Here is a 13,328-nt window from a genome sequence, read left to right as displayed (position 1 = left end):
TAGTATTTATTAGGTAACAAACGTTAAAAAACCGATTCCTAGTGCGAAAAATATAGCCTGAGGACAGCCGCTTATTGTCTGTTCTTTGAATCGATCAGGATCGTTACCGGCCCATCGTTGAGCAGGGCCACTTTCATGTCAGCGCCAAACTCACCCGTCTGGATTGGTTTTCCCAGATCGGTTTCCAGCTGACTGATCATAGCCTGGTATAAGGGAATAGCAACGTCGGGCCGGGCAGCCTCAATAAAACTGGGCCGATTTCCTTTTTTTGTGCTCGCATGCAATGTAAACTGGCTAATGAGTAAAATATTGCCATTCACCGATGCCAAATCCAGATTCATCTTCCCCTCCTCATCGCTAAAAATACGCATCCCAACAATTTTTTTGCTGAGCCAGTCAACATCCTCGCGCGTATCCGAATGCGTAATGCCCAGCAGAATTAAAAATCCGACGTCAATCTGACCTTTAACCTGATTTTCGATCGTAACAGAAGCCTGAGAAACTCGTTGAATAACAGCAAGCATAAACTAATCGGAATAAACAAAAAGCCTGGCCAGTGTGTACTAACCAGGCTTAAAAGTAATCACGAATGCCCGGAAGTTGAAATTAATCATCATCACCCCACCCTAAATCCCTCCCTACGGGGGAGGGATTTAGGGTGGGGTAACCACATAATTACATTCTGCTACATTTTGTCGTAATGGACTTCAGGTCGGCTCAATCAGGCTGTTTACGACTGATGTAAATACTCTCGAAAACATAGGCTGGTGTTGACGTAAAACTTTCGTTCTGGTACCGGAAATTGATCGACGGTTTGGCCGAATTGAACACGGGACCCATCGGATTGGGCTCCGCAATAACGGCAACATTTTTGCGATTCGAATCGCTTCCTTCTCTCGTGCCAAACACCGTAATGTTATACCGGCGGGCAGCGGGCTGCAGCGAAATAACAATAGTATGGGCCTGATCGGTAGTAAATTGACCCAGTACCTCCCCTGCGCCGGTCGCTACGTTCGTGATGCGAATCAACCGACCATCAGGCATAATCTTCAATCGTGTTACCCATAACCCTTGAACTCCCTGAATATCAATCAGCAACTCACCAATGGCGTTACGTTGCTTTCCGGTCCAGTAAAACCAGATGGGCTGTTGATAGTCCGACACAATTCCTTTGAATGAGAGCCACTGATTGAAAGCCGTTTCTCCCGAAATAGACGCTTCTGAATACACGAGTGCTTTCCGGCCCGACGATACAGTAGAAGCCTGAATAGCCAGTCTTGGATTAATAACGGACGTATAAGCAACCGAATCGCCAGCCGGATCGCCGGGAATATTTTTTAGGGGGCGGTTGCCGATTACATCACTGGAAAAATTTTCTTTAAGCAAATACGTTGTCCGACAGGCCGAAAACAACGTAGCAAACACCAACGCTATGGTAATTAACAACACTCGATTCATGGCAATGCTTGTTTAGATGTTGCCTATGAGTCGGAACGTAACAAAACAAGGCTAACGGAGCGAACTCGGTTAGCCTTTGCTTTTGAGTAAACGGTGTATTGAAAAGGTAGATAAACTGTATTTACAGGTAGATAAAAGATTAGTTTTTGATGGTTGACTGGCTTACTAGTTTCTGTTGGGTGAGTATGCTAGCCGGAACATTCAGCGACTTTTTCAAGACGTATTGCGCCATAACCGGGAAGTGATCAGAGAAGGATATGCCCGATAAAGTCTGGCAGGTTTTAATGTGCCAGTCCTGGCTGGCAAACTGCTGATCGATACGTACACAATACGGATGTCGATTTAGCGTAAACCCTAATCCTTTACCAGCCTTTTCGAACGCATTACTGAAATTCTGGCTAAGCTTTCCGTATGAATACCCGATTGGGGTTTCGTTGAAATCGCCACAGATAATGACCGGATAGCGGCTGCCGGCCGTGAACGATTCTACTTCCAGAAGCTGTGCATTCCGATTTTCGAACCCTTCTTTCAGCCGACGAAACGTATCGACTAACTCAGCCGAAAATCGACCAACCTCACCGGCTTTCAGCGCATCGACCATCTGACTGGTACGTACTCCCATTGACCACAGATGTACATTCACTACCCGAATCGTATCAGCGCCGTAAGCGATATCAGCGCACACGAACCCATTAATATCTGGTCCGTTTGAGCGATTCCAGATACGACCATATTGATTCACAATCGGATAGTTAGAAAATAATGCCAGGCCTATTTCGCGATCTTTATCGAAACAGGTCAGTTTTTTCACATGAGCAGCATACTGACCTTCAATTTGTGGGTTGGGTGAATACTCCTGAAAACAGGCAATATCAGCTTTCAGCGCCGACGCATTAAACTTCGAACCTGCTCCTACCGAAAAGGTTTCGCTGTTAAAACTCAGCACGTTTAATGTTTCAGCTTCGCTAACGTCTGTATCATTGGCCTGAATTCCAACCAGTCGTTTAACCACCAGAAAAGAAAATAAAACCCATATCAGGCCAGCGGTGGCAATCATCTGCTGCTTTTTCAGCATCAGATAAACACAGGCTACAAATCCACCAAGAATGGCTAGCGGCAAGGTCATCATCACAAAGCCTGTCAGCCAATGCCCAACTATAGGATAGTAACAAAGGGCCATCGTAAAAAACAGGTAACCAAGCGCAGTATAGGCAATCGGAAATTGCTGATAACGTCTGAATAATTGCTGGTAGCGTCTGGCAATAAGCTGGCTCATATCGGCTATGGCTGGCCCCAGAGAACGTAGCGCAGGTGATAAGAGATCCAGAATTCGTTTATAAACTATCATAGGCTGAACGTTGAGTTAGGCTTACTTTACTTCGAAACGACCATCGCCGATTTTAAATCCTTCAGAATAGAGCTCCACCGTATAGTCACCCGATTTATACGTAGCGTCGCGCCGATAAACCATGTCTACCCGCTGATCATTACTCTCAAAAGGTACGGTTTGCCGGGCGCTATAGCCAAGTTCACGTCCCTCAAACCACATTACGCCCCCAATACCACTTTCGCTGATGACGGCGCCGTTCGTATCGAGTATGCGTAGATAAATATCTTTGTTATTTCGGGTTGCCACCGGATTCGATGGCAAAATGAACGTTACTTTGAGCCGATCAATCCGGGATGCTTTGTAGTTTCCGCCTTTCCGCTCTTTCCCGTTCGATGCCAGAGCGTTAACCTCAATATTGACGGCTTTCATGGCCGAAGCCAGCGTTACTTTGTTCTGGAGGTCAGCATTCTGGAGCGAGTAATCAAAAACCGCCTGCGCCAGGGCTGCTTTCTCATTTTTCAGACCTTCATTCTCCTGAATGATCGTCTGTTTCTCCTGCTCGAGCGTTTGTGCCCGACTCGCCAACGTACCGTTTTCGTTTTTCAGCTTCCGAATATTCGCTTCACTACTCGTCAGAAAATTCTGATAATCCCTGATTTTTAAGGAATACTGCTGGCTCGAAAAGGTAAGGTCTGATTTGAGCTTCTTTTTATCGTTTTCCAGCTGACGCTTGATCCGTTCTAGTTCAACAACGCTCCCGCCTAATTGACGAACCTCCACGATTTTTTCGTCCAGCACTTTCGAAATGGAGTCGAGCTTCAGCTGAGTCGTAGCGAATTGCTCTACTTTTGAGGTCAGTAATTTTTGTACTTCCAGCGTTTCATTGCGGGACCCCACGAACAAATAAGCCAATAAAGCCAATACGCCCACCAATGCTCCGATGGTCATATTCAAGGCTCCCTGTTTATAATTTGTTGCGTTGGCTTCCATATCCTGCTTCAGTAGATGTGCTACAAAACAACTACCTCAAACTTAAACAGGACTTAAGCTGACTTTAAAATTACCTTAAAATGACTCGGATGAAGGCTGAGATGAACTAATAGTGAAGGTAAACGTAGTGCCTTCGGGCGTAGAGCGTACCGCTATGTCGCCCTGATGGATTTGCGCAATTTGTGCTACAACCGCCAGCCCTACACCATGTCCTTTACTCGACTGAGCGGTGGCATTGCTGCGAAAAAAGGGTTGAAAAATATGCGGTAAATCGGCAGCAGCAATTTTTGGCCCCTCGTTAAACACAGCAATGATGATCTTACCCCGCCTGGCTCGAAAATCAATTTTGGCCGTATTTTCGGGCGAAAATTTGCAGGCATTATCCATAAGATTCATCAGCAGAACTTTGAGCGACGCTTTATTTCCCTGAGCGATCAAGGCTTCTTCATCCTCCGGAAACTCCGTAAAGTTGAGCTGAATTACATAATCGTCATGCCAGTCCTGCAGTTGAATTTTCGATTCCCACAGTAGTTCATCCATCCGAACTGGCTCAAAAGGCATATCGTTGGCCCGAATCGACGTATTCGCCAGTTCCAGCAACGTATTGGTCAACTGAGTTAGCGTACGTGCATCTTCCTGAAGCGATTGAAGGGTGCGTTCATAGGCTTCCGGATTACGCTTTTGAATCAGCGCTACGTCTATTTGTGAATTTATTTTAGTCAGCGGATTTTTCAGCTCATGCGATATATTGGCAATGAACATTTTCTGCGTTTTCAGGGCCTGCTCGATCCGATCAAGCAACTGATTGAACGTATCGACTAACAAACCGATTTCATCGGAGCGATTCGGATGCTCAACCCGCATCGCTACGTTTGTTGGAAAAATCCTATTTACCTGCTGTATAATGCCAGACATAGGAGCCAGCGCACGGTCGGCGAAAATCCAGCCCGAAATGCCCAACAACAGGATGGCGGCCAGGATCATTATTGTCAGAATTTTCTTCAGATCGCTCAAGGCATCCTGCCCTGTTTGATCAATTCCGCTGACAATAACCCAGTTATTGCTTCCCCCTCTGGTCAGATGAATAGCAACAATCTGGTATTCATCTTTCTTTAGATACAACGTTTGGGCAGTCGTGGTGAGCAGGGTAATAAACTGCTCATGAAATTGAGAATTGGCCGGATTGGTTGAAAACAGAATCGTTTTCGACTGCTCGTTGTAAACCGAAATATTCTCGTTCAGTAGAGGCTCTTTTTCGGAAGCATCGATTAACCTCAACACCGTACTGTCGGTTTGTTGTAGGTCAAAAAGTAACGTAGTCGTCGTAATAGCCCGATCCTGAAGGCGCTTGTAAAAGCGTTTTTCCAGATAGAGCTTGCTAAAGAAATAAACGCCTATCGAAAAAAAAAGCAGAATGAGCGTTACTAAAAAGGCAAACTGATAGGTCAGCCGGGTGCGTATATTCATCGTTAAGACGGCAGTTTTACAACATACCCCATCCCAATCTGCGTATGTAATAATTTAGGTTCAAAATCCCTGTCGATCTTCTTACGCAGGAAATTGATATATACTTCTATTACGTTCGTACCGGTATCGAACGTAATATCCCACAGCCGTTCAGCCAGTTCAACTTTAGAAATAACGCGTCCCTGATTCCGCAAAAAGTATTCGAGCAACTGGAATTCCTTCGCGGTCAGCGTGATTTCTTTTCCAGCGCGAACCACCTGCTTTGTGTCAGGATTTAATTCCAAATCAGCAAACTTCAGCAAGTTGGCCGTTTGAATAGTGCCACTATTTCGCCGGGTCAGTGCTCTGATCCGCGCCATAAGTTCCCGAAACTCAAACGGTTTAACCAGATAGTCATCGGCCCCGGCATCCAACCCAACGATTTTATCGTCTGTAGTACTCAAGGCGGTCAGCATTAAAATAGGCGTCGAAATATTGGCTTCCCGCAGTTTTCGGCAGAGGTCAAGCCCATTCAATCCCGGCAGAATAACATCGGAGATAATGAGGTCATAGGGCGATCGGGTAGCCAGGTGTAAACCTATCGCGCCGTCATACGCTATGTCAACTTCCCACTGGTGCTCTTCCAGCCCCTGCTTGATACTCTGAACCGTTTTAATTTCATCTTCAATAATCAGAATTTTCATGGTAGCGGCATTTCCCCAGTCGAATTTATGGAAATAATGCAATAAACCAGCATCTTCGCCCGAATCGCATGTGTTTATTAGTTAACACATTCAGTAACCCTCCCTGTAAAGTCTGCGACCAATCGAAATGAATTAGCTCGCTATGCCCGGAACAAGCTTAATCATTACGTTATCCCATCGAAAGGCGCCGACTGATCAGCTGAGCAGCCGCCCGCAGTTCAATCTCTATTTCCTGCTTGCGGCTCTCGCTACACCGAATTTCTGGCAGGAATATGCTTAGGCTGGCAATCACGACCGTGTGTCGACGAATAGGCACAGCTAAACCGATTATGTGTGTTTTTGACAACGTAACCGATAATTCACTGGCCTGAATAAGGTCTAATTCCTGCGATAACCCATCTGGGGTGCCCGCTCCCGGCCATATATCTTCACCAGGATAACCAATCTTATGGACCAGGTTTTCTCGTTCTTTGGCTGGCATAAAGGCCAGTAATACCCGCCCGGAGGCAGTCTCATAAATATTACGTTCCGTACGGCTACGTACCTGCAGATCCTGATCACTATTCACCAAATGAACAATAAATCGTTTCTGGTTTCGGATAATACCCAAAATCGATGTTTCATTAAGCCGCTGGGTAAGGTCTTCCATTATATCTTTTGCCACCAGAATTAAATCCTGACTATACGATAAATTGTTGGTCAGGTTATAGGCCATTGGCCCCAATCGGTATCCTTTCTTCCGCCCAAGATGTTCCAGATAATTTTTGTCGACGAGCGTTTTTAAAATATTCACGCAAGTCGCCTGATTCATCTGCAGGCTTTCCGCTATTTCCGTTAGCGAGTGTGAACGTGTTGGCTCCTGCGCTATGAGTTCAAGAATGTCCAGAGCCTTAACAATTACTAATACCATATATAGTGTAGAAGACAGAGATTTCGATCCCGTTTTTTAATGCTTTTCACTGTTCCTTTTCCTAGCTCTTCTAATTGCTACGTAGCAAAAGCTGTTTCTTTATCGATATGGCAAGATAGTTACAAACTAGCAATACTGTATCATTGTGATAGTAAATGCAATTTTACTGTATCAGCGTGAAACTACAAACTTACAACTTCTGCTCACTACGCTTAAATTGTACTTTTCCGAGGCAAAAACCAGCTCCTTTCTATTTTCACCAGACAAGCCTATAATTTTCCAAATAACCTATCATCTAAAAATAGTTCTATAAAAAAATTAATTAGTTAAAAAATTTGGCATTCAAACCGCTCACCAATAGTATTGCATTGATAAATTTTTATTTATCAATGATAAATAAAAAACTAAACCCTCATGACTAACCTTTCACTTTATCGAAATCGGATCTGGCTTTTGGCCTTGATCTGGCTCTCCATCACGAGCCAGTTAATAGGGCAACCAACGAACGTAATTACCGGACAGGTATCTGACGAATTAGGACAACCGTTACCTGGCGTTACTGTACTTGTTAAAAACACCACATCGGCGGACCGTAGCAACGGAACAACAACCGACGCCAAAGGAGCCTACCGCTTATCGGTACCATCGGGCAACGAATCCCTGGTAGTCTCCTACGTCGGTTATCTGAGCCAGGAAATTGAAATCAGTCGACGCTCGGTCATCAATGTCCAGCTAGTACCCGACAATAAATCCCTGAATGAGGTAGTGGTCGTTGGCTATGGAACGCAGCAGAAAAAAGACCTGACGGGGGCTGTAGCGTCAGTATCGGCTAAAGACATTCAGCGCCTGCCCGTTTCTGGTTTAGATCAGGCCTTACAGGGACAGGTTCCTGGCTTGCAGATTTCCTCTACGTCGGGTGCGCCGGGTGGCAATACGAATATTCTGGTACGTGGTATTGGTTCGGTATCGGGCGGTAATGAGCCGTTGTTTGTTGTCGACGGATTTCCCATCAATAACTCGGGAGTCGGCAATCCGCTTAATACCATCAATCCGGGCGATATTGAATCCATCGAAATATTGAAAGATGCATCGGCTACTGCTATTTATGGATCACGGGGCTCCAATGGCGTCGTCATTGTCAGTACAAAGCGGGGCAAATCAGGAAAGGCACAAATTACGGTCGATGCGTATGTAGGTATTCAGGAACCGGCTCGACTACTGAAGATGATGAACTCGCGGCAGTTCGCCGAATTTGTGATTGAAGGCCATAACAATGGCTGGCTCGACAATGGTGGCCCGAACGCCAAAATTACCGATCCCAATAGTGTACGGTCTGCCTCCTACCGCATACCCGAAGAATGGCAGAATCTGAATAGCTTACCAAATATTGATACGGATTGGCAGAAGGTTATTTTTCGTACGGCTCCTATTCAAAATTACCAGATTAGCGCCGTAGGTGGAAATGACAAATTACGTTATTCCATGTCGGGTGGGTATTTCAACCAGAAAGGAATTCTGATCAGTTCAGGCTTTGAGCGGTATTCAGCCCGGATCAATCTCGACGGCCAGCTTACACCCCGATTAAAGGTAAGCATGAATCTGGCTCCTACCTATACGAGTACCGACAACGTACCATCGACAGGTCATTACGGCGATTTTAATGTCGTTGCTTCGGCTTTATCAATGCCCCCGCTCATTCCGGTTTACAATGCCGATGGTACGTATGGGAATACCAATGCGCTGACCAACGTAGGCATGGGGGCCATCCCGAATCCGGTCCAAATCGCTAACGAATACAAAAGCACCAACGCGCAGTTTCGGCTGCTGAGTAATCTCTTTGCCGAGTATGAAATCATAAACGGATTGAAGCTTAAAGTGAGCGTAGGAACGGACTTTAACTACTATACTACCAATACGTTCAAGCCCTCTACACTATCATCAAGTGCCTCTGTATCACCCGCTACGTCCAACATCGTTAATACGTCGGATGTGAACTGGCTGAATGAAAATACGCTCAATTACCGACGAACATTCGGAGCCCACTCACTCGATGCGCTGGGTGGTTTTACCATCCAGAAATCAACTACAGCAGCCACCACTACGAATGCGACCAATTTTGCCGACGATCTGCTCGAAAATATTAATGGCGGTCAGATTACGGGCGGAAGCTATGTGGTTGGGCAATGGTCGTTGATGTCGTATCTCGGTCGGGTCAACTATGCATACAATGATCGCTATCTGGTTACAGCTACGATTCGTTCGGATGGCTCATCTCGGTTTGGTTCGGCGAATCGCTGGGGAACATTTCCGTCGTTCTCGGTCGGCTGGCGCTTATCGGAAGAGCCGTTCCTGAAAGGGCTGAATCTGTTTGACGATTTCAAGATTCGGGCGGGTTACGGTCTGTCGGGCAACAATTCCATCGGCAACTATCGCTATCTCGGGCTATTGTCGGCCAGCAATTATGTGCTGGGTAATACGCAGGTGCCGGGTCTGTCGCAGGCTAGTTTTACGAACAATAATCTGGGTTGGGAAACCAGTAAGCAATACGATATTGGGCTTGATCTGGCCTTCTTCAACGGGCGTCTGCAATTCACGGGCGATTACTACAACCGTCGCAATACAGACATGCTCCTCAACAAAGCCATTCCGTCGGTAACGGGTTATACGTCGGCCTGGGTTAATATCGGTGAACTGGAAAACAAAGGCGTTGAGCTGGCCCTGTCCGGAAAACCGTTAGCAACCCGTGACTTCAACTGGACGAGTAGCTTCAACATTACGTTCAACCGCAATAAAGTGCTACGTCTCGGTACCGATGGCGAACAACTTTTCTCCGACGGTGGCCGTGGTGATGTCAGCATTACGCAGGTAGGCCAGCCCATCGGTAGTTTCTACGGCCATCAGGTTGAGGGTATTTTCACCACGCAGGAGCAACTATCGTCACACGCCACCCAAACCGGGGCCAAACTGGGTGACTTCATGTACAAGGACATCGACGGTAACCGGGTCATCAACGATGCCGACCGGACCATTCTGGGCAATCCACAGGCCAGAGCGTTTTACGGCTTCAACAATACGTTCACCTACAAAAACTGGTCATTAAACATCCTGATGAATGGCGTTCAGGGTAAAGACGTATTCTGGGCTGGGGCGGTGTTCGTTCGTGGGTATCACGGTGTACAGAATAACCTAGCCGAAGTGATCAATAATTATTACAAATCGCCGTCGCAACCCGGCGATGGCAACTCACCCCGTATCATTCGGGGGGCGTTGAACAACAACCTGCGATACAGCTCTTTCTTCAATTTCGACGGCTCTTATTTACGGATTCGGAACGTAACACTGAACTACAATCTGTCTCAGAATCTGGCGAAACGGATTGGTATGCAGGGTGGACGGATTTATCTGACGACCAACAACCTGTACACCTTTACGAAATATCCCGGCTACGATCCTGAGATCAGTAACTCCGGCGATAATATGCTGGCTTCCGGTATCGACTACCTGGGGTATCCACCCGCTCGTTCGTACACGCTTGGTTTAAGTCTCACCTTCTAACCAGCCCACTGATCATGAAAGCCAAACACCTTTTTATTACGCTCGTCAGCCTGTTTTCGCTGGCCAGTTGTAACGATCAATTTCTATCGCTTACCCCCGAAACGGATCGCAATACCGTTAATTTTTACAAGACAGCCGCCGATTTCAACAATGCCGTTGTCGGAACCTATAACGCACTGAAGCTGTCGGGCGTGTATGGAACGTCGTTGTACTGGATGGGTGAAGTATCGACCGACAACACGGATTATGGCGTAACAACCCGACAGGCTGTGAACGTCGATAACTTTCAGTTCGTCGATCATACCTATACGTCACTGAATGACATTATCTACGCTGCCTGGCGCGATCATTACCGGGGAATCAGCCGGGCCAACGCCATTCTGACCCGTATTGAGGGGGCTACGATTGCCGATAATCTGAAGAATCAATACAAAGGCGAAGCGCAGTTTCTGCGTGCCTTATTCTACTTCGATCTGGTCCGCTTATTTGGCGATGTTCCGCTGGTAACTACGGAAATTACGACTCCCGACGGAGCCAGTAGTCTGACACGAACCCCGGTAGAAGAAGTTTACAAGCTGATTATCAGCGATCTCCAGAGTGCGGAGCAGACATTACCCGTTACGTATGGTACCGCCGACGTTGGGCGCGTACCCCAGGGAGCCGCCAAAGCGTTACTGGGCAAGGTATACCTGACGCGCAAAGACTGGGCCACAGCCGCAGCCAAGCTCAACGAGGTTATTACCTCCGCCCGGTATCAGTTGTTGCCTAAATATGCCGATGTATTCGGTTTCGCATCACCAACCAATGCCGAAATCCTCTTCAATGTTCAATACAAATCGGGCAATACGGGTCAGGGAAGTGGTTTTGGTCCCGTTCAGGCTAGCGAAGGGGCGCGTATCACTGGTGGCAGCATGCGATACCCAACGGCCGATATGGATGCAGCTTACGAAACGGGCGACCTGCGCAAAAGCTTCTCTATGAAACCGTCCTATACCGATGCAACCGGGCAATTTGTCAATCAGCGCTACGTCAGCAAATACGTTCAGTTTGGCGCACTGGCCAGCGATTCGGACATCGACTTCCCCGTGCTACGTTACGCCGATGTGCTGCTCATGTATGCGGAAGCACTTAACGAAGTGAGCTTCAATCCCGAAGCGGTTACGTCGCTCAATCAGGTTCGTAAGCGGGCCGGGCTGGCAGACACCAAAGCCTCCGATCAGGCCAGTTTCCGACTGGCGATTGAGCAGGAACGTCGGGTTGAATTCGCCTTCGAGAACCAGCGCTGGTTCGATCTGGTACGTACGGGCCGATACGCAGCGGTAATGAATGCCAAGGGGCTTAAAGTGCAGGATTTCCACAATCTGTACCTGATTCCGCAACGCGAGATCGATCTGAACAAAAGCCTGTCTCAAAACCCTGGATATTAAGTGAGCATGAGTCGTCGGGAATTCACCAAGTTGACGTTTGGCGCTACGGTAGCCGTTGCGATGCGTTCGGGCTTAAACCCTGACACGTATTACACGGCCACGCAGGTCAATGCGCCCACATTGCCGATTCCCGACGGCAAACGACTTCCGTTTGGCTGGTCAGCCTTTGCCGTCGATGCATCGACCGAAGGTACCATTCTGACCTTCCCAAAGAACCTTCCTGACGGACCGTTACGGTTACGGCTCACCGTCGCCATTGACACGCGGGAGGCAAAACGAATGGACGTTCAGTCGGCTCAGACCACTACGTTACTAGGTGAATTCGACCTGCGATTTGCCTACGCTACCGAAATCTATGAGTTGCTTCTTTCGTCAGAAAAAGCGCGTTTGCTGAAACAGGAAGGTATTCGGCTGCGGCTGACACAGGCTTCGTCGCCCATCTGGTTTCTGGCTCCCGCTCCTGATAAAACGTATGCGGGTTTGCAGGCTCACGCGATTGCCGATACGAATTCTGCTACGTCCGAAAACGCGTTTTGGAACAATTTCGGATCGATTCGCTCCGTCCAGCAATTTAGCTGGATGGAAGGTTGCGTAACGGATGGGTTACTGGATTGGTGGCAACAAAGCCACTCTCCTATTGCGAAGAAAGCACTGGAAACTCACTTTGGCCTTTTCTTCGATAAGCAGCAACGGCTTGTTTATGAAAACGCCCGTAGCGAGCCTGCCGATGGTACGATTTACGGCATTGAATGCCCGCTACCGATGGCGGCTCTGGCCCAGTGGCAACCCAATCATCCGGCACTCGATCTGTTAATCAGCTACGCTCAACGGAAAGCCCTACCGAATGGACTCATTCATGACGGTGCGCTTACTACTGAAGGGTGCTACACATTAGCCTATCCGCTGGCCGTACTGGCTCGACAACGTAACGACGTATCACTGGCCCGAATCGCACTCGCGCAGTTGCAATACCGACAGGAGGCTCTGGTTACGTCCGACATTATTTACCAACGGCAAAACGCAGACGGAACGGTGAAGGAATACCCCAACTGGGGCCGTGGTGTTGTCTGGTATCTATTGGGCATGGCACGCACGCTTAGAGCACTGGAACCATTTATCAATCAACTCGATACCAACGTAGTGAATGAGTTGCAAGCCCGTTTCAACCAGACGACCGAACGACTGCTGGCGGTACGTAGTGCACAGGGCTATTGGCATGCCTTTGTCGGCGAGCCCGAAACGGGTATCGATACGTCGGCAACAGCCGGAATTGCGGCAGCGCTGGCCCTGGCAACCCGCGCGGGCTGGCTTCCAGCCGAAACGCTGAACCGATTAGCAATCATCCAGCAAGCTCTTTTGACACAAGTAACCCCCGACGGTTTTCTGACGGGAGCCTGTCAATCGAACCGGGGTGGAATTGAGCTGCAACGGAACGGCTATCGGGTAATCTCTCAGTATGCCGCCGGATTGATGGCTCAGTTTCTAATCGCACTCAAATCTGACTAAGG

General features: G+C 47.8%; 10 protein-coding genes. 3 read left to right on the top strand and 7 right to left on the bottom strand.

Annotated elements, in window-relative coordinates; genetic code table 11:
* Window positions 1-71: 71 nt before the first annotated feature.
* The 7 genes from dtd to GK108_RS08430 all read right to left on the bottom strand — a co-directional run bounded on the left by dtd (window position 72) and on the right by GK108_RS08430 (window position 6,838).
* Window positions 72-524 carry a D-aminoacyl-tRNA deacylase gene (dtd, locus tag GK108_RS08460; RefSeq protein WP_163945802.1) on the bottom strand — a complete coding sequence of 151 codons (453 nt, stop codon included), beginning with the start codon at window positions 522-524 and terminating at the stop codon, window positions 72-74.
* Window positions 525-717: 193 nt separating this feature from the next.
* Window positions 718-1,458: a hypothetical protein gene (locus GK108_RS08455; RefSeq protein WP_163945799.1), complete on the bottom strand. Its 741-nt coding sequence runs from the start codon at window positions 1,456-1,458 to the stop codon at window positions 718-720.
* Between the two features lie 139 nt (window positions 1,459-1,597).
* Window positions 1,598-2,806, bottom strand: coding sequence for an endonuclease/exonuclease/phosphatase family protein (locus GK108_RS08450; protein ID WP_246224758.1), 1,209 nt, complete (start codon window positions 2,804-2,806; stop codon window positions 1,598-1,600).
* Between the two features lie 21 nt (window positions 2,807-2,827).
* Window positions 2,828-3,778: a hypothetical protein gene (locus GK108_RS08445; protein WP_163945796.1), complete on the bottom strand. Its 951-nt coding sequence runs from the start codon at window positions 3,776-3,778 to the stop codon at window positions 2,828-2,830.
* A 75-nt stretch (window positions 3,779-3,853) separates the two neighbouring features.
* Window positions 3,854-5,245 (bottom strand): sensor histidine kinase, encoded by a 1,392-nt coding sequence (locus GK108_RS08440; protein ID WP_163945793.1) that lies wholly within the window; start codon window positions 5,243-5,245, stop codon window positions 3,854-3,856.
* A 2-nt stretch (window positions 5,246-5,247) separates the two neighbouring features.
* The gene (locus GK108_RS08435) at window positions 5,248-5,928 is read right to left on the bottom strand and encodes a response regulator transcription factor (protein WP_163945790.1); all 681 of its coding nucleotides are present in this window, start codon (window positions 5,926-5,928) and stop codon (window positions 5,248-5,250) included.
* A 169-nt stretch (window positions 5,929-6,097) separates the two neighbouring features.
* The gene (locus tag GK108_RS08430) at window positions 6,098-6,838 is read right to left on the bottom strand and encodes an IclR family transcriptional regulator (protein ID WP_163945787.1); all 741 of its coding nucleotides are present in this window, start codon (window positions 6,836-6,838) and stop codon (window positions 6,098-6,100) included.
* 414 nt (window positions 6,839-7,252) lie between these two features.
* On the opposite strand from GK108_RS08430, the gene GK108_RS08425 reads away from it, so the two are divergent.
* The 3 genes from GK108_RS08425 to GK108_RS08415 are packed head-to-tail and all read left to right on the top strand — an operon-like array spanning window position 7,253 to window position 13,326.
* On the top strand, window positions 7,253-10,393 hold the full coding sequence (locus tag GK108_RS08425) for a SusC/RagA family TonB-linked outer membrane protein (protein ID WP_163945784.1): 3,141 nt from the start codon (window positions 7,253-7,255) through the stop codon (window positions 10,391-10,393).
* A 14-nt stretch (window positions 10,394-10,407) separates the two neighbouring features.
* Window positions 10,408-11,820 (top strand): RagB/SusD family nutrient uptake outer membrane protein, encoded by a 1,413-nt coding sequence (locus GK108_RS08420; protein ID WP_163945781.1) that lies wholly within the window; start codon window positions 10,408-10,410, stop codon window positions 11,818-11,820.
* Window positions 11,821-11,826: 6 nt separating this feature from the next.
* The gene (locus tag GK108_RS08415; RefSeq protein WP_163945778.1) at window positions 11,827-13,326 is read left to right on the top strand and encodes a glycoside hydrolase family 88 protein; all 1,500 of its coding nucleotides are present in this window, start codon (window positions 11,827-11,829) and stop codon (window positions 13,324-13,326) included.
* Window positions 13,327-13,328: the final 2 nt, after the last annotated feature.

The organism is Spirosoma terrae (genome assembly GCF_010435915.1).
Classification (GTDB): domain Bacteria; phylum Bacteroidota; class Bacteroidia; order Cytophagales; family Spirosomataceae; genus Spirosoma; species Spirosoma terrae.
Note: the sequence above shows the minus strand (reverse complement) of the source record. Positions and strands in the feature narration are given on the sequence as shown.

Coding starts and splice junctions, on each gene's coding strand:
- GK108_RS08415 (WP_163945778.1), top strand. CDS start 11,827: ATGAGTCGTCGGGAATTCACCAAGTTGACGTTTGGCGCTACGGTAGCC.
- GK108_RS08425 (WP_163945784.1), top strand. CDS start 7,253: ATGACTAACCTTTCACTTTATCGAAATCGGATCTGGCTTTTGGCCTTG.
- GK108_RS08420 (WP_163945781.1), top strand. CDS start 10,408: ATGAAAGCCAAACACCTTTTTATTACGCTCGTCAGCCTGTTTTCGCTG.
- GK108_RS08435 (WP_163945790.1), bottom strand. CDS start 5,928: ATGAAAATTCTGATTATTGAAGATGAAATTAAAACGGTTCAGAGTATC.
- GK108_RS08450 (WP_246224758.1), bottom strand. CDS start 2,806: ATGATAGTTTATAAACGAATTCTGGATCTCTTATCACCTGCGCTACGT.
- GK108_RS08445 (WP_163945796.1), bottom strand. CDS start 3,778: ATGGAAGCCAACGCAACAAATTATAAACAGGGAGCCTTGAATATGACC.
- GK108_RS08440 (WP_163945793.1), bottom strand. CDS start 5,245: ATGAATATACGCACCCGGCTGACCTATCAGTTTGCCTTTTTAGTAACG.
- dtd (WP_163945802.1), bottom strand. CDS start 524: ATGCTTGCTGTTATTCAACGAGTTTCTCAGGCTTCTGTTACGATCGAA.
- GK108_RS08430 (WP_163945787.1), bottom strand. CDS start 6,838: ATGGTATTAGTAATTGTTAAGGCTCTGGACATTCTTGAACTCATAGCG.
- GK108_RS08455 (WP_163945799.1), bottom strand. CDS start 1,458: ATGAATCGAGTGTTGTTAATTACCATAGCGTTGGTGTTTGCTACGTTG.